Source organism: Paraburkholderia sp. A3BS-1L (assembly GCF_051125215.1).
GTDB lineage: Bacteria > Pseudomonadota > Gammaproteobacteria > Burkholderiales > Burkholderiaceae > Paraburkholderia.
On the sequence record NZ_CP120444.1, the window covers coordinates 1,243,110 to 1,262,688 of the forward strand.

Annotated in this window: 18 protein-coding genes; 5 read left to right on the forward strand and 13 right to left on the reverse strand. The window is 63.9% G+C overall.

The genetic code is table 11. From position 1 onward, the window contains the following. The first annotated feature begins 75 nt into the window (after nucleotides 1-75). On the forward strand, nucleotides 76-510 hold the full coding sequence (locus P5W99_RS30785) for a phosphate-starvation-inducible protein PsiE (RefSeq protein WP_421027583.1): 435 nt from the start codon (nucleotides 76-78) through the stop codon (nucleotides 508-510). A 60-nt stretch (nucleotides 511-570) separates the two neighbouring features. Here the strand turns inward: P5W99_RS30785 and P5W99_RS30790 are convergent, their stop codons facing one another. Both P5W99_RS30790 and P5W99_RS30795 read right to left on the reverse strand, forming a co-directional pair. After that, the gene (locus P5W99_RS30790; protein ID WP_434664837.1) at nucleotides 571-1,878 is read right to left on the reverse strand and encodes an MFS transporter; all 1,308 of its coding nucleotides are present in this window, start codon (nucleotides 1,876-1,878) and stop codon (nucleotides 571-573) included. Then, a complete protein-coding gene (locus P5W99_RS30795; protein WP_434664839.1) occupies nucleotides 1,875-3,065 on the reverse strand; it encodes a M20 aminoacylase family protein in 1,191 nt (396 codons plus the stop codon). Before P5W99_RS30795 ends, P5W99_RS30790 begins: the two co-directional genes overlap by 4 nt. A 214-nt stretch (nucleotides 3,066-3,279) precedes the next feature. On the opposite strand from P5W99_RS30795, the gene P5W99_RS30800 reads away from it, so the two are divergent. Both P5W99_RS30800 and P5W99_RS30805 read left to right on the forward strand, forming a co-directional pair. Continuing rightward, the gene (locus tag P5W99_RS30800) at nucleotides 3,280-4,236 is read left to right on the forward strand and encodes a LysR family transcriptional regulator (RefSeq protein ID WP_421027586.1); all 957 of its coding nucleotides are present in this window, start codon (nucleotides 3,280-3,282) and stop codon (nucleotides 4,234-4,236) included. 150 nt (nucleotides 4,237-4,386) lie between these two features. Then, complete coding sequence (locus tag P5W99_RS30805) at nucleotides 4,387-4,857, forward strand: RbsD/FucU family protein (RefSeq protein ID WP_421027587.1); 471 nt, start codon at nucleotides 4,387-4,389, stop codon at nucleotides 4,855-4,857. 42 nt (nucleotides 4,858-4,899) lie between these two features. Here P5W99_RS30805 and P5W99_RS30810 read toward each other — a convergent pair whose 3' ends face one another. From P5W99_RS30810 to glnH, 5 genes are read right to left on the reverse strand one after another with little or no spacing between them, the layout of a single operon-like run. After that, the gene (locus tag P5W99_RS30810) at nucleotides 4,900-5,898 is read right to left on the reverse strand and encodes a MurR/RpiR family transcriptional regulator (RefSeq protein ID WP_434664841.1); all 999 of its coding nucleotides are present in this window, start codon (nucleotides 5,896-5,898) and stop codon (nucleotides 4,900-4,902) included. Beyond that, complete coding sequence (locus tag P5W99_RS30815) at nucleotides 5,834-6,934, reverse strand: C45 family autoproteolytic acyltransferase/hydolase (protein WP_421027589.1); 1,101 nt, start codon at nucleotides 6,932-6,934, stop codon at nucleotides 5,834-5,836. The genes P5W99_RS30810 and P5W99_RS30815 overlap by 65 nt, the downstream gene beginning before the upstream one ends. Nucleotides 6,935-6,957: 23 nt before the next feature. Further along, a complete protein-coding gene (gene glnQ / locus P5W99_RS30820; RefSeq protein ID WP_421027590.1) occupies nucleotides 6,958-7,698 on the reverse strand; it encodes a glutamine ABC transporter ATP-binding protein GlnQ in 741 nt (246 codons plus the stop codon). After that, nucleotides 7,695-8,351, reverse strand: coding sequence for a glutamine ABC transporter permease GlnP (glnP, locus tag P5W99_RS30825; protein WP_421027591.1), 657 nt, complete (start codon nucleotides 8,349-8,351; stop codon nucleotides 7,695-7,697). Before glnP ends, glnQ begins: the two co-directional genes overlap by 4 nt. Nucleotides 8,352-8,374: 23 nt before the next feature. Continuing rightward, nucleotides 8,375-9,121 (reverse strand): glutamine ABC transporter substrate-binding protein GlnH, encoded by a 747-nt coding sequence (glnH, locus tag P5W99_RS30830; RefSeq protein WP_421027592.1) that lies wholly within the window; start codon nucleotides 9,119-9,121, stop codon nucleotides 8,375-8,377. Between glnH and P5W99_RS30835 the strand changes: the two genes are divergently transcribed. Next, the gene (locus P5W99_RS30835) at nucleotides 9,062-9,883 is read left to right on the forward strand and encodes an acyltransferase family protein (RefSeq protein WP_421027593.1); all 822 of its coding nucleotides are present in this window, start codon (nucleotides 9,062-9,064) and stop codon (nucleotides 9,881-9,883) included. The genes glnH and P5W99_RS30835 overlap by 60 nt on opposite strands. Nucleotides 9,884-9,934: 51 nt before the next feature. Beyond that, nucleotides 9,935-10,591 (forward strand): glutathione S-transferase family protein, encoded by a 657-nt coding sequence (locus tag P5W99_RS30840; RefSeq protein WP_421027594.1) that lies wholly within the window; start codon nucleotides 9,935-9,937, stop codon nucleotides 10,589-10,591. A gap of 43 nt (nucleotides 10,592-10,634) precedes the next feature. Here the strand turns inward: P5W99_RS30840 and tssF are convergent, their stop codons facing one another. From tssF to P5W99_RS30870, 6 genes are all read right to left on the reverse strand, one after another. Next, complete coding sequence (gene tssF / locus P5W99_RS30845; RefSeq protein ID WP_434664845.1) at nucleotides 10,635-12,485, reverse strand: type VI secretion system baseplate subunit TssF; 1,851 nt, start codon at nucleotides 12,483-12,485, stop codon at nucleotides 10,635-10,637. Nucleotides 12,486-12,589: 104 nt separating this feature from the next. After that, entirely contained in the window at nucleotides 12,590-12,853 is a 264-nt protein-coding gene (locus tag P5W99_RS30850; protein ID WP_434664846.1) for a PAAR domain-containing protein, read from the reverse strand. Nucleotides 12,854-12,869: 16 nt separating this feature from the next. Beyond that, complete coding sequence (locus tag P5W99_RS30855) at nucleotides 12,870-14,207, reverse strand: virulence factor (RefSeq protein WP_434664848.1); 1,338 nt, start codon at nucleotides 14,205-14,207, stop codon at nucleotides 12,870-12,872. Between the two features lie 117 nt (nucleotides 14,208-14,324). Then, entirely contained in the window at nucleotides 14,325-15,662 is a 1,338-nt protein-coding gene (locus P5W99_RS30860) for a virulence factor (RefSeq protein WP_434664849.1), read from the reverse strand. A 117-nt stretch (nucleotides 15,663-15,779) separates the two neighbouring features. After that, nucleotides 15,780-17,252, reverse strand: a complete 1,473-nt coding sequence (locus P5W99_RS30865) for a virulence factor (protein WP_421028552.1) — start codon at nucleotides 17,250-17,252, stop codon at nucleotides 15,780-15,782. Continuing rightward, complete coding sequence (locus P5W99_RS30870; RefSeq protein WP_421074021.1) at nucleotides 17,249-19,450, reverse strand: T6SS effector phospholipase Tle3 domain-containing protein; 2,202 nt, start codon at nucleotides 19,448-19,450, stop codon at nucleotides 17,249-17,251. Before P5W99_RS30870 ends, P5W99_RS30865 begins: the two co-directional genes overlap by 4 nt. Nucleotides 19,451-19,579 lie beyond the last annotated feature (129 nt).

The window sequence follows — 19,579 nt, forward strand, 5'->3', positions numbered from 1 at the left end:
GCCCGATTTCCTGAGTTTCACAATCTCGCGTTACGATTTCGCGTTCCGACGGGCTATTCAATGGATTGAAGGAACATGAAATACGAGAACGCCTTGCAAAAGGCGATCAAGGGACGTCTTGAGCGCGCGATGGAGCTTGCCGAACTGTTCGGCCTCGGGATTATCGGCATCGGCACGGTTGCGGCGATGATCCATCTGATCTGGAAGATGGTGAATTCCGACGGCGTCACGCTAACCGATTTGCTGCTGATGTTCCTCTATCTGGAAGTCTTCGCGATGGTCGGGCAGTACCTGAAGGCCGGGCAATTGCCCGTACGCTTTCCGCTTTACATCGCAATGGTGTCGATTGCGCGGGATTTGATCCTGCGCTCGGGATCGAATACGGAGTTGCATTTGCTGGCGTCGGCGGGCGCTATCGTGCTGATTGCACTGGGCGTCTTGCTGATTCGCTACGGCCGGGCGAAATATCCGAGCGAGCCGGCCGAGTCGAAGGGCGAAGGGGCGAGCTAGAGGCATTGAAGGCGGGCGCGCCATGGGGAACCAGCGTGCCCGCTATGTTCAATCCGGCGCTCAATCGAGCGCCTTGTCCCCCGTCTCCTCGAACATCGACACCGCGATCAGCGAAATCAGCACGCACACGATCATGTACCACGCGGGCGCCATCTTGCTGCCCGTCGCGCGGATCAGCCACCCGGCGACGAGTTGCGCGGTGCCTCCGAACACCGAGACCGCGATCGCATACGCGCTCGACATATAGCCCGCGCGCAGATGCTTGGGGAGGTTCTCGGGCATCAGTGCGTAGGCGGGTGCGGAACCCATCGTGTAGCAGAGCATCAGCACGATCAGCGTGACGAGCACCACCGGCAGCGACGGAAAGTGCGTCATGATCCAGAACGCCGGATACAGCAGCAGGATCAGCGCGACGCGGCCGATGATCGTGAGCGGCTTGCGCCGGCCCATGCGATCGGACCACGCGCCGTAGATCGGGCACATCACGAGCGAGATGGTGCTCGACGCCACGCCTGCGAGCATCGACATCTTCGGCGGCAGGCCCAGGTACTGGATGCAGAAGGTGGGCATGTAATACATCATCACGTAGGTTGAAACCGACATGCCCATGATCGCGAAGATCGTGAGAAACCAGTTGCGCACGTAGAGGCCGCGCTTCGGGTCGTCGCGGGTGGCCACGGCTTTTGCGGCCGGCGGCTCCTCGCGGATATGCCGGCGCAGATAGATGCCCACCGGCGCGATCAGCGTGCCGACCAGAAAGGGAATGCGCCAGCCCCAACTGTGCATGGTCGCGGCCGGGAGCAGGAAGCCGAGGCTCGCCGCAAGACCCGAGCCGAGCAGCGCCGCCGCGCCCTGGCTCGCGAGCTGCCAGCTCGCGCGAAAGCCGCGGTTCGCTGTGCTGCCCATCTCCAGCAGCGTGGCCGTGGCCGCGCCGAATTCGCCGCCTTGCGCGAAGCCCTGCACGAGCCGCGCGACCACGATCAGCACCGGCGCGGCGAGGCCGATTTGAGCGTAAGTGGGCGCAACGCCGATGGCCGCCGAGCCCAGCGCCATCAACAGGATCGTGAGCGTGAGCGCGGGCTTGCGTCCGGCGCGGTCCGCATAGCGGCCGAGCACGATCCCGCCGAGCGGTCGCATCACGAAGCCCACGGCGAACACCGCGAAGGCGAGCAGCGACGACGTGACGGGGTCGTCGGAGGGAAAGAACTGCTGGCCGATCGTGAGCGCGAAGTAGCTGTAGACCGTGAAGTCGAAGAACTCGAGCAGATTGCCGATCACCGCCGCAACCACGATCTTTCTTTGCTGCCCCGGCGTCATCTCGGGCGCTTGCGCGTGCGCGGGGGCAAGTGTCCTGGCGGCGATGTTCATGCGCGCGCCTCGCTCAGGAAGCGCTCGACGAGGCGCGTCCAGAACGCTGCGCCCACGGTGAGGTTCTCGTCGTTGAAGTCGTAGCGCGCGTTGTGCAGCATCGGCCGGCCTTCGCCGTTGCCAAGGCGCACGAAGCAGCCGGGGCGCTCCTGCAGGTAGTACGCGAAGTCCTCGCTGCCCGCGATGGGCGGGAACGGCGCAATGATGTGCTCCGGCCCGACCAGCTCCTCGGCCACCTTGCGCGCAAACTCGGTCTCGGCTTCGCTATTCACGAGCACCGGATAGCCGCTGATGTAGTCGATTTCCGCGCTTGCGCCATAAGCCTCGGCCTGCGACTGGACCAGCGCGCGGATGCGCTTTTCGAGCGTCTCGCGCACCGCCGGCGAGAACGAGCGCACGCTCATTTCCAGCACGGCATCCTCGGGAATCACGTTGGGCGCGAAGCCGGAGCGGAACGAGCCCACGGTGATCACCGCGGCTTCATTCGGATCGACGTTGCGCGACACGATCGATTGCAGCGCCATCACGATGCTGCTGCCCACCAGCACCGGATCGACTGCCAGATGCGGACGCGCGGCGTGGCCGCCGCGCCCCGCAATGCGCACCTTGACGGTGTCGCAGGCGGCCATCAGCGCGCCGCTGCGAAAGCCGAAGGTGCCGGCCGCCACGCCCGGATGATTGTGCAGTCCGAAGATGGCCTCGCACGGAAAGCGCTCGAACAGGCCATCGGCAATCATGCGCACGGCGCCGCTGTCCGAGCCGGCCTCTTCGGCGGGCTGGAAGATCAGATGCACGGTGCCGTCGAAATTGCGCGTCTTCGCGAGCTGCTGCGCCGCGCCGAGCAGGACCGTGGTGTGCCCATCGTGGCCGCAGGCGTGCATCTTGCCGTCGTGAATGCTCGCGTAGGGGAGGCCGGTCTGCTCGTGGATCGGCAGCGCGTCCATGTCGGCGCGCACGCCGACGGTGCGCGCGCTAGTGCCTGCCTTCAGCGAGCCGACCACGCCATGGCCGCCGACATTGCGCGTCACGTCGTAGCCCCATGCCTTGAGCTTTTGCGCCACGAATTCCGCGGTATTGGCTTCCTGGTAAGACAGTTCGGGGTGCTTGTGAATGTGATGGCGGATCTCGCTCAGTTGCTCGCGGGCCTGGGCCAGGTCGGCAACTTCGCAATAACGGCTTTCGCTCATGGGGTGGTGGCTCCTGATATTGGCGTGGACGCGCGGGGCGTCGAATCGTGTGTGCTTGGGGGGGCGTGCCGGACCTGGGCTGGCGCCGTGCACCCGTGCAGCGCCGAGTATTGCATCGACGAAATGCTCGACCCATGACAGAAACGCATCGAAAATGTTGCTTTCAGGTCAACGATTCGACGGTCCGCGAGTGGCCGTCGGGAAAAGGGGCGAGATGGACGAGACAGGCGGCAGCGCCGACGCGCCGATGGGCCGTTGGATCGACGAAATCGGCGAGCGCTCGCTGCGCTACCTGGCCGAGATTGCGGCCAGCGGCGGCGTGCGCCTGGCGGCCGATGCGCTGGGCGTCAATGCTTCGGTGATCAGCAGGCAGGTGGCGGCGCTGGAGCGGCGGCTGCGCCTCCCGCTGATCGAGCGGCGCGGACGCCAGGTGGTGGTGACCGAAATCGGCCAGGTGCTCATCGATCACTATCGCGACGGTCAGCGGCGCGAGCGCGACCTGATCGCTCGCCTCGAGGAATACCGGCACCTGAAACGCGGGCGCGTGGCGCTCGGCGTGGGCGAGGGCTTCATCGGCAATCTGATTGCGCGTGCGCTGCAGCGCTTTTCGATGACCTATCCGGACATCCTCGTCGAGATTCGCTCGGGGCCTACGCCGGCCGTGCTGTCGCTGGTGCGCGACGACATCGTCGATATCGGCCTGTGCGCGCGCTCGGCTGAAGATCCGGTGATGCGCGTTCATCCGTTCGCGGCGCGGCCGTTGTGCGCGGTGGTCGCGCCTTCGCACCGCTTCGCGCGCATGACCAGGGTGCCGCCCGCGGAGCTCGCTCACGAGCGCCTGATTTTCATGACCGAGGCGTTTGGCGTGCAGCATTTCGTGCAGTCGCTGCTCGACGACGTGCGCCTCACCGTGATGCCCGCGTATCGCGTGGACCTTTTCAACACGGCGCAGACGCTCGCGGCTGCGGGCCTCGGCGTGGCCTTCATGTCGTCGATCACCGCGCGGCGCGGCATCGATCTGGGCGAGCTGGTGGCGGTGCCGCTCGATCATCCGATTGCGGCGGGCTTCGCCAGCCAGATGCTCACGCGCGTGGGCCGGCGCCTGTCTCCCGCGGCCGATCACTTGTGGAAGCAGCTTGCACAGAGTTTCTTGCAGGACCACGCGCCGTAGAATTGCAACTAACCGCCAATCGAATCCCGTCCCAACCAACGCCTAATGGCGCATGACAATCTGGCCGCCGCGTACGGCCACGATATGATTGCAACGGTGACCAGCACGATTCTTTCATCGACATCGACGAAGTAGACAGAGGAGACACGCATGCTGAAAAATCTGGACCCGCTGCTGAACGCCGACGTGCTGCACGCGTTGCGCGCCATGGGACACGGCGACGAAGTCGTGGTTTGCGACGCGAATTTCCCCGCCGATTCAGTTGCGCGCGCAACTGTTTCGGGAAAGCTCCTGCGCATGGATGGCGCCGATTCGCCGCGCGCCGTGCGCGCGATCCTCTCTGTATTGCCGCTCGATACGTTCGTGGAAGCGCCCGCGATGCGCATGGAAGTGGTGGGCGAGCCCGATACGATTCCCGCCGTGCAGCGCGAGGCGCAGGCCGAGGTCGATGCCGCCGAGGGGCGCGCGGTGCCGTTCGCGCCGATCGAGCGCCATGCGTTCTATGCGCGCGCACGCAAGGCGTACTGCGTGATCGCCACGGGCGAAACGCGCGGCTATGGCTGCTTTGTGTTTACCAAGGGCGTGCTGCTCGCACCGGATGCGCCGCGCACAAGCGAGTAAGCCGGAGCGGCGGGGCGTGCGGCAGGTGTCGCCGCTGTCCGCTCAGCCCGTTTCGATCCCCAGCGCCGTAATGAGCCGTTCGCGCCGCGCCAGCGCTTGCAGCGACTGCTTGCCCAGGTGCGTCGCGACGAGATTGAGCAAGCCCTCGCAGAAGATCAGATACGCGCCCATGCTATTGCTGAAGAAGCTGCTCTCGTGCGGAATCAGAAAGGTATGGTGCGCGGGCGGCACGAGCGGCGATGCGAGCGTGTCGGTGATGGCGATCACGGTCATGCCGGCGGCGGCGGCGGCCACGGCGGCATCGGCGACGCTGCGGGTGTAGGGCGCGACGCTCGACACGACGACCACGTCGCCGGGCTGCAACTGCGCAAGGCCTTCGGCCACGCCCAGGCCGTGCGCGTCGAGCAGGGCAACGTCGGCGCGAATCATGCCGAGGCCATAGCAGAGAAAGCTCGCGAGCGCGCTGAATTGGCGCAAGCCGTGCACGCGCACGCGCGGCGCGCCGGCAAGCAGCGCGGCCGCACCGCGCAGGTCGGCGGGCGAGAGCCGCGTGAGAAATGCGTCCACGTTGGTGATCGATTCGCGTGCAAGCTGGGCGACCACCTCGACCTCGGGCGAGGTGTGGTTGGCTTGCGCCGATTGTGCCCGCGACTTCTTTCCGGCAACCAGTTGCTCGGCCTGGTGCGTATAAAAATGCCGATGCTGTTGGGCAAGGCTGTCACGGAAGACGCTCTGAAAATCGGCGAAACCCGTGTAGCCGATCTTCGTCGTCAGGCGCGTGAGCGTCGATGCATTGACGCCCAGCGCCGTGGCCAGATCCGTGATGGTGCGCACGGCGACTTCCTCGGGCTGTTCGAGCAGGTGCGCCAGCACCGAATGCGCCTTGCCGCCGAGCGAAAGATTCGCCTCGCCGCGCCCGATGCGCACCATCAGTTCGCGCAGGCCGTCGACCGTGCGCGGCGCGCCGGGCATGGCGTCAGACGCCGGTGCCGCGTCGCGGCTGCTGCTCGGACGGCGCGTCTTGTGCTTGTCTGTATCCATCGATCAATCGATACCGGGGCGGCGTCCCGGGCTGTTCGTAAATGTCCCATTCTATGTGAGACGTCTTGATCGCGATATCGGCGGTAGCGAGCGTGTTCTCTCCATCGGGGTCGTGGGGATCGGTGCGGTAGATCGGCAGCGCCGCGAGATTCCCGCCGTTCGTGTCGGCGAGCACCGCAAGCGGGTCGACGGCGCTGCACGCCTGCTCCAGCAGTTGCTCGCCGCGCCGCTGCCGGTCGCGCGAGGAGTCCGTCACGACCTGCGGATCGTCGCGCATCGTGGGGTGGATCGCATGATTGGCGTGCAGCGACGGCGCCGTGATGGCCAGCACCGAGCATTGGCGCGCATTGAACTCGACACTGAGCAGATCGGGGCTCGCGCGATGCCCGAGCGTGAGGTGAAACGCTCCGGCGCGAGGGGTATCGCGCAGCGTTGCGACCGCGGCGTCGAGGTCGGGCGCATCCAGCACGGCGCGCGTGAGCACCATGCGCGGCACGCCCGCGTCGGTGTGGAGCGGGCGCAAATTGTTGACCGTGACGGCGAGGCCTGCCTCCGTGACTGCGAACGTGTGCCCCGGCAGCGAGCCAGGATAGACGAACGACACAAAGCCCGGACTGCCTTCGATGCGGCACTCGGCAATCGCGCAATGTCCCGCAAAGCCGGGATCGCCGTCTTCATTGTGGCTGATGCGCCGGGTCTCGCCGCGCCCGAGTTGCACGGTCGTGCAGCCGTCGTGCGTTCCGGCTGCATGCGGGTCTAGCCGCAGGTCGCCACGGCAGTTCCATAGCAAGACCTGTTCGAAAGGCACGCCCAGCCCATCGGCGAGCCCGCACAGTTCCTGCCAGATGCGCGGGAAGCCCAGCCGGACGTGCTTCGCCATCGCCTCGGCCAACGGGCTGCCGCGCCATTGCATCACTTGACGCCAGGCGCGAGTCTGGAGCAAATGTCCCTGTACGGCGCTCGACCCGAAACGGCCCAGCGCCTGGCCGGCTTCGAAGGGTGTGCCGGAAACCTTGATGAAATCGAGTGCTGGCATAGCCTGAGAATTTGCCTGAAAATTCATTCGACATGCTGAAGAAAATCGCGCAGGCGCTGATTCGGCGGCGCGTCGAGCAGCGCGGTGGGCGGCCCGTCGACGGTGATATGGCCGTGCTCCATGAAGATCAGCCGCGTGCCCACTTTACGCGCGAAAGCCATTTCATGCGTCACCACCACCATCGTCATGCCTTCTTCGGCGAGCGACTGCATCACGCGCAGCACTTCTTGGCGCAGCTCGGGATCGAGCGCTGAGGTCGGCTCGTCGAACAGCATCAATTTGGGCTTCACGGCGAGCGCGCGCGCGATCGCCACGCGCTGCTGCTGGCCGCCGGACAACTCGCTCGCATAGTGGTTGACTCGCTCTGCGAGACCGACTTTTGCGAGCAGTTCGCGCGCGAGCGCCTGGGCCTCGTTCTTGCCCATGCCGCGCACCTGGCGCGGACCGAACGCGACGTTTTCAAGCGCCGTCAGTTGCGGAAACAGGTTGAACTGCTGGAACACCATGCCCGCTTCCTTGCGGATCTCGCGAACCTGGCGCGAGCCGTCGCGCACGCTGATGCCGTCGACGACCAGATCGCCGCCGTCGATATGCTCGAGCGCATTGATGCACCGCAGGAGCGTGGATTTGCCTGAGCCGGACGGCCCGATCAGAACCACGACTTCGCCCGCATGAATGGTCAGGTCCACCGCGTCGAGCACGGTCGTCTGGCCGAAGCGCTTGGTCACGCCCTTGAACTGCACCATGGTTTTGCCGGTGCTCATAGTATCCGCATCCTTTTTTCCATCGTGCGCAGGCAGAAGGTCAGCGCGCCGATCATGCACAGGTAGATGATTGCCACGGCCGTCCAGATTTCGACCGCGCGAAAATTCGAGGCCATGATCTCCTGGCCCTGACGCGTCAGTTCACCCACGCCGATCACGATAAAGAGCGACGTGTCCTTGAGGCTCACGATGAACTGGTTGCCGAGCGACGGCGTCATGCGGCGCACCGCGACGGGCCCCACCACGAATGCGAGCACGCGCCACATCGGCATGCCGAGCGCGAGCCCCGCCTCCTTGAGGCCGCGCGGCACGGACAAAAAGGCGCCGCGCACGATCTCCGCAATATAGGCGCCCGAATTGATGATGATCGAGACGATCGCGGCAGTGAGCGCGTCCACCCGCACATGCAGCATCAACGGGAGTGCGAAGTAAATGAACATCACCTGCACGACGATCGGCGTGCCGCGCACGAATTCGACATAGACGAAGGCGATTTTCTGCATGAGCGCGTTGCCATAGGCGCGCATCAGGCCAAACAGGAAGCCGACGAGCAAGCCGCCCGCGAGGCCCACGGCGGCTATCAGCACCGTGAGCCGCGCGCCCTGGAGCAGGGCGGGGAGCGCGTCGACAACGACCGAAAGATCGAACTGCATGGGGCTCTCCGGGTTCCGGTGGATCAGGACTTGGCCGGTTCGACGCCGAACCACTTCTTGTAGATCGCGGCATAGCGGCCATCGGCCTTGATCTTCGCGAGTGCCGCGTTGACTTTGGGCACCAACGCGCTGCCTTTCGGGAAGGCGATGCCGTATTGCTGCGCCATCATCTGCGGGCCGACGGCCTTCACGCGGCCGTTGCCGGCAGTGTGAATGTAGTAGAGGACGTTGGGCGTGTCGTGCATGGCCGCGTCGACGCGCCCGGTTTGCAGTTCCAGATAGGCATTGTCGATGTTGGGGAACTGACGCAGGTCGGTGCCGCCGAAATGGGTTTTCGCGTAGTCCGCCGCCGAGGTGCCGGTCTTGATGGCGAGCGATTTGCCTTTCAGGTCGTCCGGGCCCTTGATCGTGCTGGCCGTGGGGACCATCAGCATGAAGCCGCTGTCGTAATAGCCGTCGGAAAAGTCGATGACCTTCCTGCGCTCGTCCTTGATCGTGATGCCGGCGAGCGCGACGTCCACGTTATGAGTTTGCAGTGCCGGCAGGATGCCGCTGAAATCCATCGGCTGCAGCTTGTAGTCGAGCTTCAGATCCTTGGCGATGGCGGCCCACAAGTCGATGTCGAAGCCGACGTACTTGTCGCCCTGCTTGAATTCGAACGGCACGAACGCGGTATCGCAGGCGACCAGCAAGGTCTCGGCTCGCGCCGCTTGACCCGTAATGGACACGGCGACGAGTGCGGCCATGGCGAGCTTTGCTATGAGTTTCATGACAACCCCTTCGGTGGTGGATGGAGCCAAAAAGCAATTGGATTTGCGATTAGTATTTGCGCGCAAAATAATTTGCGCAATAGGGAAACACGCATTTTTGCGCCGAAGCGGGTTTACCCTATGGCCGATTCCATCGGTCAATGGCTCGATGTGGACGATCACGTTCGAGCTGCGCTGCTATCTGATGCTGATATCGGTCTGTGCGGTGTCATGAAACGCCGCTGGGTGGTGCTGGCAGTCGCACTCGCCGTTAACTTCGCCGCAATGTACGGTGCGCCGCATCAACGCGGCGAGGAGGGTTTGGCGTTGTTCGGCGTGACCGGCTTCATGATCTGGTTCGTATCGATGTACCTGGCCGGCGTGTGTTTTTATGTATTCCGCGGGCGCATTCCGTTGCGCGCGCCGTTCGCCGTTTGCGCGCTCATCGTGTTTGTCGCCGCCCTGTTCGCGACGCAGAGTGTGACGCGCGCCGTGACACCGACGATGGGCGCTTATCTCCTGTTCTACGTCGGGCAGTTGCAGTCTCCCTGGCTCGCAAAGCTGCGCACGCGCGATGACCTTTCCTATGGCCTGTATCTCTACGGCTGGCCCGTCACGCAACTGATCTCGCATGGGTTGCCAGCGATTGTGCCGCTGGCGGCTTTCGCGTGCGTGACGGCCATTTGCGTTCCGCTTACATTCGCAAGCTGGCGAGGCGTGGAAGCGCCCGCGTTGCGCCTCAAGCGCACGATGGTGTCACGCAGCGGTCCGCTAGTACAGTGATTGAGGTAGTCTGGCGGCTGTCACCATCAGCCTGTGTCGGGAGGTCTTGAGATGTCGCTGGCGCTCTACGGTCATCCTTTTTCTTCATACACGCAGAAGGTGCTCGTTGCGTTATACGAGAACGGCACGCCCTTTGAATTTCGCGTTATCGCGCCCGATTCGCCGCATACGGCCGATTGGCTGCAACGCTGGCCGCTGCGCAAGTTTCCCGTGCTGGTGGACGGGGCGCGCAATGTGGCGGAGACGAGCATCATCATCGAATATCTGCAACTCGCGCATCCGGGGCCGGTGCGCCTGCTTCCCGCTGATCCGATGGCCGCACTCGAGGTGCGTTTTCTCGACCGATTCTTCGATCTGCATGTGATGACGCCAGTGCAGCGCGCCGTGGACGGCGCCTTGACGGGCGACGCCGCGAAGCGTGCCGATGGCCTCGCGTTTGCGCGGGAAAAGCTGGAGTTGGCCTATGCATGGCTCGAAGCGCGGCTGGCGGACAGCGCCTGGGCGGCCGGTGCGGATTTCACGCTGGCCGATTGCGCGGCGGCGCCGTCGCTGTTCTATGCGGACTGGACGCACCGCATCGCCGAGACGTTTCCGGTGCTGCGCGCCTATCGCGCGCGCTTGCTCGCGAGGCCGTCGTTTGCGCGTGCGGTGGAGGAGGCCAGGCCCTACCGTCCACTCTTTCCGCCAGGCGCGCCCGACAGGGATTGAGGTCCGGCGCAGCGGCGCGCGGCCAACGATCCCGACTCGGCATTCAGACCAGCGCGGCCGTGCCGGGCAGCAACTGGCCACGCGTGAGTTCCGAGCCGTTGCGCGCCGAAATGAGCACGACTTGCACAAAGCTATGCGCGGGGGCATACCGGACGAATACGCTTTCCAGCACGCGCGTGAACGTGCTGAGCGAGTAGCCCGCGAGGGCCGCATCATCGACGGAGAGTCGAACGCGCAGTCCCCGTTCGAGCCGCGATTGGGGCTTTTCGATCATCCACTCCACCGCGACTTCGCTCGCCAGCCCGACGATCGCATCGATATGCGTGGTCGCGGACGGCGAATTGTGCGGAACGTGCCCCGACAGCATGGCTTTCAACGCGGGTAGTCCCGCCTGGTTCAAAGTGAACGTTCCGGGCGAAAGCAGGCTCACGAGATTCCAGTAGCGGCCGGGCTTTTTCGGTCGGGGCAGGCTGGTGGTTGGCTGCCGTAGCATGACGATGCGGCTTGCCGGCACCTCCCCCGCAAAGTCGAAATCTCCTCTGCTGTCGCCCGGTTCGATGGCGGACGGGAGATTGCCGTTCGTGCATCGCAGGTCCGCATGGATCTGATCGATGCCCTCTGGCTTGAGGGGCCGGCTGTCGAGGCCAACGAACGAAAGCAGCGTGTCCTGCCCAGCGACGAATTCCGTGAAGCGCTTGTCGCGCTCCATGATCCAGAAAAATGGTTGGCGCGTGCCCGGCCGGCCCGTGTGACCGTGATGAGCCAGCGACTCGAAAGCAGGAACCGGCTCGATTGTGGTGTCGTTGCCTTTCTGCACGCTGACCCGGACGGCATCCACGATCCAGACCGATCCATTGTCCGGCTTCAGCGTTTGTGGCACGAGCGGCCAGGCTGGCGTCACCGCGTCCTTGGGCGCAACCGGATCCGCCGGACGCCGGAACAGGTTGACTACCGGCGTGCACGAGAGCCGGAAGCTCGTCGGGCCCAGTTTGTCCAGCGCGCGCGCGGCGAATGAGTCTGGGTGCACGCCGCGCACCGGGACGTGAAGGGCAAAGCGCCTGTGCGAGCCAGCGCTGCGTAGCAGCGCCGCCATGTCGATATCGACGAAATCGAACTTATGCGGGAATGCGAAATATTCCAGCAGAAGTCGGAACGGCGAGCGCCTGCCGTCGGCGCGCTCGATTATTGCATCGTCGTCATCGAAGCCGGCGAGGCTGACTGGCACGTGCGGCAACGCGGTCCATCGCCCTTTTCCATCAACCTCGACGAATGCGCCGGGTGCGCGTTGCAGCAGCGCATCGATGGCGGCCGCAACGGTGGACGGGGCGCCGTTGACGAACACGCGGATCGTAGCCGGTGCGATAGCTCGCAGATCGGCATTGGCGTTGAATGTGTCGAAGACGATGGACAGAATGCCGGTCGTCTCCTTGGGCAAGCGGATATTCGATGGCGCGGTGGTGGGCAGGCGATACCCGGCATCCGCGATCCGCAGTGGCGCCAGGGTGACATCGTAGACGGTCTCGAAGACGCATTCTCCGGTCATGGTTTTCAGTTCGGCGCGTCGCTCGATGACTTGCGGTTTAGTCATTTCCGCGACTTTCTGGCCGCTCTCGAAACAGGCAATCGTGCAGGAGGGAAACGCACGAAGGTATTCCGGATACGCGACTTCAAGCAGCGGCTTCGTGAACTCGGGGACATCGTCTTCAAGACGCGCGATCGTGCGTGCATTGAGCAGCGCTGCGGACTCGATCATGCGCTCGACGTGCGGGTCCTCGGAATGCTGGCCGCTGAGTGACAGGTGCGCGGCGGCCTCGGGATATCTCGCGGCGAATTCCGCAAGCGAAGCACGCAGATACCCGAGCTCGCGTTCGTAGGAGGAAATTAGATCGTCCATTTCTTTGCGTGAAACTGATAATTAGCATGTCCAAATTTAAATATGCCAATACCGATGGCCGTCCGTTGTTGTCTTGATGGCGGCAACGGGAAGGGGGACGCTTTTCAAGTCCGCCCGGAGGACAGCCGGCTGGAAATCAATATTGCGCCACACGAGGTCTTATGGCCGTCGAACGCGGCGGGCTTGCCGTCGACCATGAAGGCTGGATCGCCTTCGATGATCATGCAGTTTTCGTGTCCCTTTATGGGGCAAATACAGCGATCGCCCTTGCGGGCAACCGCGCTGCCCATTACCTCGCTGTCTTTGCTGCCGGTCTCGACCCGGCCACCGTGGCTGGTTGTGTCGCCTACTCGAATGATGCCTTTCATGACTTGCGTTCCCGGTTCACCAAGACCAGCCCTGCTGGCCATACTTCGAGTCGTAGCGCCGGCCCCACCACGGCAGATAGGCGTTGTTTTCGCCGCGCGCGCGGAACCAGTCCGCGTCTGGATCGATTGGCACGACCTGGGGCGGCGGTGTCACGACGACCGCAACGGGATGGTCCGCGTCCGTGGTGCCGGCCACGAGCACGGTCTCGCCCAGATGGTTCGCCCGGCCGATTGCCAGCACCACATCGGTGAGCGCCGTGCCGGCGCCCATTTCGCCGAGCAGCTCCGGCGTGTTGAAGGTCTGCTTCTGGAAGTCGAAGTCGGGCATCGTCTCGGTCAGGGTGCGGCCGAGCGAGCCGATGCGCGAGGAGGAGGCTTCGCTGCCCCTGCCCGCATCGTGGATCGTGTAGTGGATATCGGGCACCGATACGTTCGCGTTGTGCGCGGCGGCGGCGATCGTGGCCTTCCATGCTTCGACCGCGCGCGTCGTGCCGGGCTTTCGTTCGAAGTCCTGTGCGTTGCCCGTGGCCGCGCGGCCGATCCAGGCGAGCGGGGCGCGTTCGGTCTTCATCTGCGGGCCGGCGAGGAACAGCAGCACCATGTTTTCGTTGAGCTGGCCGTCCTTTGGCGGAAAGCTCGGGGCGTCCCAGTTCATCACCCAGACGCTTTTGTCTGGGTTCGCCTGGAGGTAGTCCAGCGCGTTGTTCAGCGAGGTGAAGCCCGCGTTCGCACCGCCGGGGGTGACGTGCACGTCGGGAGGCGTGTCGCGGCTCCAGAGGCTGGGGAAGCTCCTGCTTCCGATGTTGAATCGCCTGACGATGCTTTTGTGCAAAAAAGTTTGCGCGTCGATGGGATCAAGGCGGGTGGGAATCGCGAATTCAACATGAATCCCCGCTAACTCCCGCCACTCCTTTTTGTTGTCGGGCTTGACCGTGTAGAAGTATTTCGCGTTCGTCACGTAGCGGGTGTCGAACTTGACGAGCAACTCGTCCATATATTTTTCATAAAAGCCGTCGAAAGTTTCCTTGCCGTGATTGCCGTAGGCGACCCCGGCCACCGACTGCAACGTGGCGAATGACTTCGGGTCTGTCCGCACCATGTCATCGTTCTTGTTCGGCTTGACGAGCCCCATGGCCCACAACACCTGCCACTCGGTCGGGTAGTCGCGCCGCTGCAGCGGATTAAGCCATTCGAGCCCGACAACCTGCGCCATGAAGGGTTTGGCGGGATCCGTCTGAGGTGTGCCGGTGTGGGGCGAGGCGGCCCGGGCGGGCGTTGGCATCATGGCGGCCGTCGTGAATGCAAAGGTTGCGATGGCCAGCAGGACGGGTATGGCAACGAGTCGTTTCATCAACGCTCCTGTAGTTAATTCAGCGGCCGGCGGGTAGCCAAGAGCGTCGCGAAGACCAGCACGGCGGGTACAGTAACGAGTCGTTTCAGAATGATGCTTTTCATGGCCTGCGCTCCGGACTCACCAAGACCAGCCCTGCTGGCCATACTTCGAGTCGTAGCGCCGGCCCCACCACGGCAGATAGGCGTTGTTTTCGCCGCGCGCGCGGAACCAGTCCGCGTCTGGATCGATTGGCACGACCTGGGGCGGCGGTGTCACGACGACCGCAACGGGATGGTCCGCGTCCGTGGTGCCGGCCACGAGCACGGTCTCGCCCAGATGATTCGCCCGGCCGATTGCCAGCACCACATCGGTGAGCGCCGTGCCGGCGCCCATTTCGCCGAGCAGCTCCGGCGTGTTGAAGGTCTGCTTCTGGAAGTCGAAGTCGGGCATCGTCTCGGTCAGGGTGCGGCCGAGCGAGCCGATGCGCGAGGAGGAGGCTTCGCTGCCCCTGCCCGCATCGTGGATCGTGTAGTGGATATCGGGCACCGATACGTTCGCATTGTGCGCGGCGGCGGCGATCGTGGCCTTCCATGCTTCGACCGCGCGCGTCGTGCCGGGCTTTCGTTCGAAGTCCTGTGCGTTGCCCGTGGCCGCGCGGCCGATCCAGGCGAGCGGGGCGCGTTCGGTCTTCATCTGCGGGCCGGCGAGGAACAGCAGCACCATGTTTTCGTTGAGCTGGCCGTCCTTTGGCGGAAAGCTCGGGGCGTCCCAGTTCATCACCCAGACGCTTTTGTCTGGGTTCGCCTGGAGGTAGTCCAGCGCGTTGTTCAGCGAGGTGAAGCCCGCGTTCGCACCGCCGGGGGTGACGTGCACGTCGGGAGGCGTGTCGCGGCTCCAGAGGCTGGTGAACTCATCGTTTCCGATATTGAACATACCGATGATATTTTCGCGCAAGTAAGTTTGCGCTTCGATGGGATCAAGGCGGGTGGGAATCGCGAATTCAACATGAATCCCCGCTAACTCCCGCCACTCCTTTTTGTTGTCGGGCTTGACCGTGTAGAAGTATTTCGCGTTCGTCACGTAGCGGGTGTCGAACTTGACGAGCAACTCGTCCATATATTTTTCATAAAAGCCGTCGAAAGTTTCCTTGCCGTGATTGCCGTAGGCAAGTGCGCCGATCGACTGGAGTGTCGAGAATTTTTGCGACTTGGTCCGCACCATGTCATCGTTCTTGTTCGGCTTGACGAGCCCCATGGCCCACAACACCTGCCACTCGGTCGGGTAGTCGCGCCGCTGCAGCGGATTAAGCCATTCGAGCCCGACAACCTGCGCCATGAAGGGTTTGGCGGGATCCGTCTGAGGTGTGCCGGTGTGGGGCGAGGCGGCCAGGGCGGGCGTTGGCATCATGGCGGCCGTCGTGAATGCAAAGGTTGCGATGGCCAGCAGGACGGGTATGGCAACGAGTCGTTTCATCAACGCTCCTGTAGTTAATTCAGCGGCCGGCGGGTAGCCAAGAGCGTCGCGAAGACCAGCACGGCGGGTACAGTAACGAGTCGTTTCAGAATGATGCTTTTCATGGCCTGCGTTCCCGGTTCACCAAGACCAGCCCTGCTGGCCATACTTCGAGTCGTAGCGCCGGCCCCACCACGGCAGATAGGCGTTGTTTTCGCCGCGCGCGCGGAACCAGTCCGAGTCTGGATCGATTGGCACGACCTGGGGCGGCGGTGTCACGACGACCGCAACGGGATGGTCCGCGTCCGTGGTGCCGGCCACGAGCACGGTCTCGCCCAGATGATTCGCCCGGCCGATTGCCAGCACCACATCGGTGAGCGCCGTGCCGGCGCCCATTTCGCCGAGCAGCTCCGGCGTGTTGAAGGTCTGCTTCTGGAAGTCGAAGTCGGGCATCGTCTCGGTCAGGGTGCGGCCGAGCGAGCCGATGCGCGAGGAGGAGGCTTCGCTGCCCCTGCCCGCATCGTGGATCGTGTAGTGGATATCGGGCACCGATACGTTCGCGTTGTGCGCGGCGGCGGCGATCGTGGCCTTCCATGCTTCGACCGCGCGCGTCGTGCCGGGCTTTCGTTCGAAGTCCTGTGCGTTGCCCGTGGCCGCGCGGCCGATCCAGGCGAGCGGGGCGCGTTCGGTCTTCATCTGCGGGCCGGCGAGGAACAGCAGCACCATGTTTTCGTTGAGCTGGCCGTCCTTTGGCGGAAAGCTCGGGGCGTCCCAGTTCATCACCCAGACGCTTTTGTCTGGGTTCGCCTGGAGGTAGTCCAGCGCGTTGTTCAGCGAGGTGAAGCCCGCGTTCGCACCGCCGGGGGTGACGTGCACGTCGGGAGGCGTGTCGCGGCTCCAGAGGCTTTTAGCTGACGGGTTCCCGATCTCGTAATTGTCAATGATTTCGTTACGCAAATAAGTTTGTGCCTCGGTTGGATCAAGGCGGGTGGGAATCGCGAATTCAACATGAATCCCTGCTAACTCCCGCCAGTCCTTTTTGCTGTCTGGCTTGACCGTGTAGAAATATTTCGCGTTCATCACGTAGCGTGTGCCGAACAAGCCAAGCAATTTGTCCACATACTTGTGATAGAAACCCTTGAAAGTTTCCTTGCCGTGATTGCCGTATGCGACCCCGGCCACCGACTGCAACGTGGTGAATGACTTCGGGTCTGTCCGCACCATGTCATCGTTCTTGTTCGGCTTGACGAGCCCCATGGTCCACAACACCTGCCACTCGGTCGGGTAGTCGCGCCGCTGCAGCGGATTGAGCCATTCGAGCCCGACAACCTGCACCATGAAGGGTTTGGCGGGATCCATCTGAGGTGTGCCGGTGTGGGATGAGGCGGCCCGGGCGGGCGTTGGCATCATGGCGGCCGTCGTGAATGCAAAGGTTGCAATGGCCAGCAGGACGGGTATGGCAACGAGTCGTTTCATCAACGCTCCTGTAGTTAATTCAGCGGCCGGCGGGTAGCCAACCTCCACGGTCAAATAAAGCATGAAGAGTGCGCCCAGCACCATTGCCAGCACGGCGAGCGCCAGTCTGCGCGGCCACGTCGAAATGAGCGCGCTCATGCCACAACTCCCAGATTCAAATAGAACTGGCCTTCGCGTTCGTCGACGATCTTCTCGGGCTTTTGAGCTTCACTGCCTGACGTGGCAATCCATTCGCTCAGGAATTGCCCCTCCATCTTTCCCCGCGTGAAGTATCTCGAATACCTCTTATTCGGATTCTCATCACTCATCCCTTCCCCCAGCCGCCAGTCCGCCTCGATCCGCAAGGCAGCCATCTGCTCCGGCGACAGGTAGCACAACCCAATCGCCACGTCATAAGCAAGCGCCTTTCGCGCATGCATCGGGTTCGTCATGATGGTCGAGTGGTTGGTCGGGTTGTTCGTCCGGCTGCCATCCAGGATCTCCGTAACCTGCTCGTTGCGCCACTGCGCGTACCCCTCGGGCAGGGCGCTCCTGCCGTCCTCGCCGATCACGTTGCCTTCGCCGTCGATCCACTGCGAATTGCCGTCCCTGCGCACGCGCATGCGCAGGATCGCGTGGTCCTCGTAGCGCTGTGACGCCTCGCTGCCGACGTCGCCGGCCGCTTCCTGGTCGGCTTGTTTGAGCTTGTAGCTGTCGTAGGGGTCGTCGGCGTTCCTGTCCTGCTTGTCCGCATTCCGGGCCGCGGCCAGCGGGTCGTTGCCCTCGTTGAAGTTGCTCGTGAATTCGCCATCGGTGACGTGAACTTCCTTGCCGTACCGCAGGGCCTGTGGCGCAAACGGCTCATCGAGCGGCGGCGCATCGGCCGTGACCGTCCAGCCCTTCGGCGGCTCGGCGTTGACCGGACACAGGCCGAAGGCTGACGTCGCCATCGTCACGAGATAAAGCATGGGCGCGGTAGCGGTCGTGGCGAGCTTCGCCACGTAGTTCTCGTTGGCGCTCCATGCATGCTTGATGCCGTATCTGGCCGGCGGCGAAGGCGGAAACCAGAACCCCGACGTCTTGCCCTCCCTGTAGCGCCAGTCGTTTTCCCAGTAGTGATAGTCAGCCTGTCTGCCGACCTCGAAGCCGCTTGCGAAGACGCGCTGGGTCAGCACCCCATGGGCGCCGACGTCGGCCAGTTCGTCGTTTGGCATCCCGTTGCGCGCGCGCGGCCCGCCTTGGGCGGGATCTTCAACGACGCGGCCCAGCCCGCGCCAGCCGATGCCCTGAACCGTGGCGGCGGAAATCACCTGGTCGTGCGGGCAGCAATACAGCGTCACCCGGCCATAGGTGTAGCCGTTCAGGCCGTGAGCCGTACGGTCTTCGCCGGCGGTGTAGGGCTTGCCGCCAGTCTCCGAGGTACGCGTGTTGGCCATGTCATCATCGACCTTGCCGGCCGGCATTTCGAATGCCGTGCGCGCGCGCATGATGTCGAAGAAGCTGCGCAGGGTCTGGGTGCGCGCCGCGTAGGTCTGCCGGCCGCCCCGGTTCCGGGCGTCGCGCATTTCGCGCTGGGACCAGTTCTCCAGGAAGGTGTCGGTGTTCGCCAGGCTGTAAGGTGGATTCGCGAGCACGTAGGCATCGGCGACGCAGCGTCCCGTGTTGCCCCACGGGTCCTGAACCTCCGGGAACGCGTCGCCGAAGAACGCAGCCGTGAGGCCCACCATGTTGCCCTGACTGTGGCAGACGATCGTGATCGGGACATTGGCCTGCATCCGGCGGATCGACTGCACCAGCCTGGCAAGACGTAACGCGGCCAGCACGCCATAGCCGCGCGGCGGCGTGCGATACAGGGGACGTTGCGTCGGATTCAGGGCCTGCACGGAGAGGAATCCGAAAATGCGGTCGTCGATGCCTTCGTGCCACAGGTCAGGCAAGCTGGTGCAGCCATTGGCGAATGGGCCGCCGCCCCAGTAGTCCTGCTCGTTCAGGAAGATTTTGTCGCCGTACTCCTTCAGTTCTTCCTTGTTGGCCTTGTAGCCCCAGCGGAAGTGGATGACCGGCGAGAACGACGGATCAGGCTTGATGTAGGTTCCGGCCCACAGCTTCGGATTGAGAAAGCCATCCGGCGTCAGGCTTTCGGTGTACGAGACGGGGGAAAGCTGCCCACCGACGACACCCCTGTGCGCCATCTGGTCGTCCAGCCTCGCGAGCCGGCGGTTGAGGCCCTGGCACAGCCCTTCCTCGGCGGCTTCGAACCATTCGCCCTCGGAGTTCACGCCGTGCACGAAAATGACGACGCCGGGCAAGGGCTGCTGCTTCACGCAGATCAGTTCGCTCGTAACATCGAAGACCATCGGACCTTGGCCCGAGCCCACGATTATGCGCGGTGGCAAATTCGGCGCCGGGGCCGTACCGGAATGGGAGGCGCCAGCGCCCGGCGATGGAGTGCCGGGTGTGTCTGGATTCAGGAATGAGTCAGTCAT

Coding starts and splice junctions, on each gene's coding strand:
- P5W99_RS30785 (WP_421027583.1), top strand. CDS start 76: ATGAAATACGAGAACGCCTTGCAAAAGGCGATCAAGGGACGTCTTGAG.
- P5W99_RS30790 (WP_434664837.1), bottom strand. CDS start 1,878: ATGAACATCGCCGCCAGGACACTTGCCCCCGCGCACGCGCAAGCGCCC.
- P5W99_RS30795 (WP_434664839.1), bottom strand. CDS start 3,065: ATGAGCGAAAGCCGTTATTGCGAAGTTGCCGACCTGGCCCAGGCCCGC.
- P5W99_RS30800 (WP_421027586.1), top strand. CDS start 3,280: ATGGACGAGACAGGCGGCAGCGCCGACGCGCCGATGGGCCGTTGGATC.
- P5W99_RS30805 (WP_421027587.1), top strand. CDS start 4,387: ATGCTGAAAAATCTGGACCCGCTGCTGAACGCCGACGTGCTGCACGCG.
- P5W99_RS30810 (WP_434664841.1), bottom strand. CDS start 5,898: ATGGATACAGACAAGCACAAGACGCGCCGTCCGAGCAGCAGCCGCGAC.
- P5W99_RS30815 (WP_421027589.1), bottom strand. CDS start 6,934: ATGCCAGCACTCGATTTCATCAAGGTTTCCGGCACACCCTTCGAAGCC.
- glnQ (WP_421027590.1), bottom strand. CDS start 7,698: ATGAGCACCGGCAAAACCATGGTGCAGTTCAAGGGCGTGACCAAGCGC.
- glnP (WP_421027591.1), bottom strand. CDS start 8,351: ATGCAGTTCGATCTTTCGGTCGTTGTCGACGCGCTCCCCGCCCTGCTC.
- glnH (WP_421027592.1), bottom strand. CDS start 9,121: ATGAAACTCATAGCAAAGCTCGCCATGGCCGCACTCGTCGCCGTGTCC.
- P5W99_RS30840 (WP_421027594.1), top strand. CDS start 9,935: ATGTCGCTGGCGCTCTACGGTCATCCTTTTTCTTCATACACGCAGAAG.
- tssF (WP_434664845.1), bottom strand. CDS start 12,485: ATGGACGATCTAATTTCCTCCTACGAACGCGAGCTCGGGTATCTGCGT.
- P5W99_RS30850 (WP_434664846.1), bottom strand. CDS start 12,853: ATGAAAGGCATCATTCGAGTAGGCGACACAACCAGCCACGGTGGCCGG.
- P5W99_RS30865 (WP_421028552.1), bottom strand. CDS start 17,252: ATGAGCGCGCTCATTTCGACGTGGCCGCGCAGACTGGCGCTCGCCGTG.
- P5W99_RS30870 (WP_421074021.1), bottom strand. CDS start 19,450: ATGGTCTTCGATGTTACGAGCGAACTGATCTGCGTGAAGCAGCAGCCC.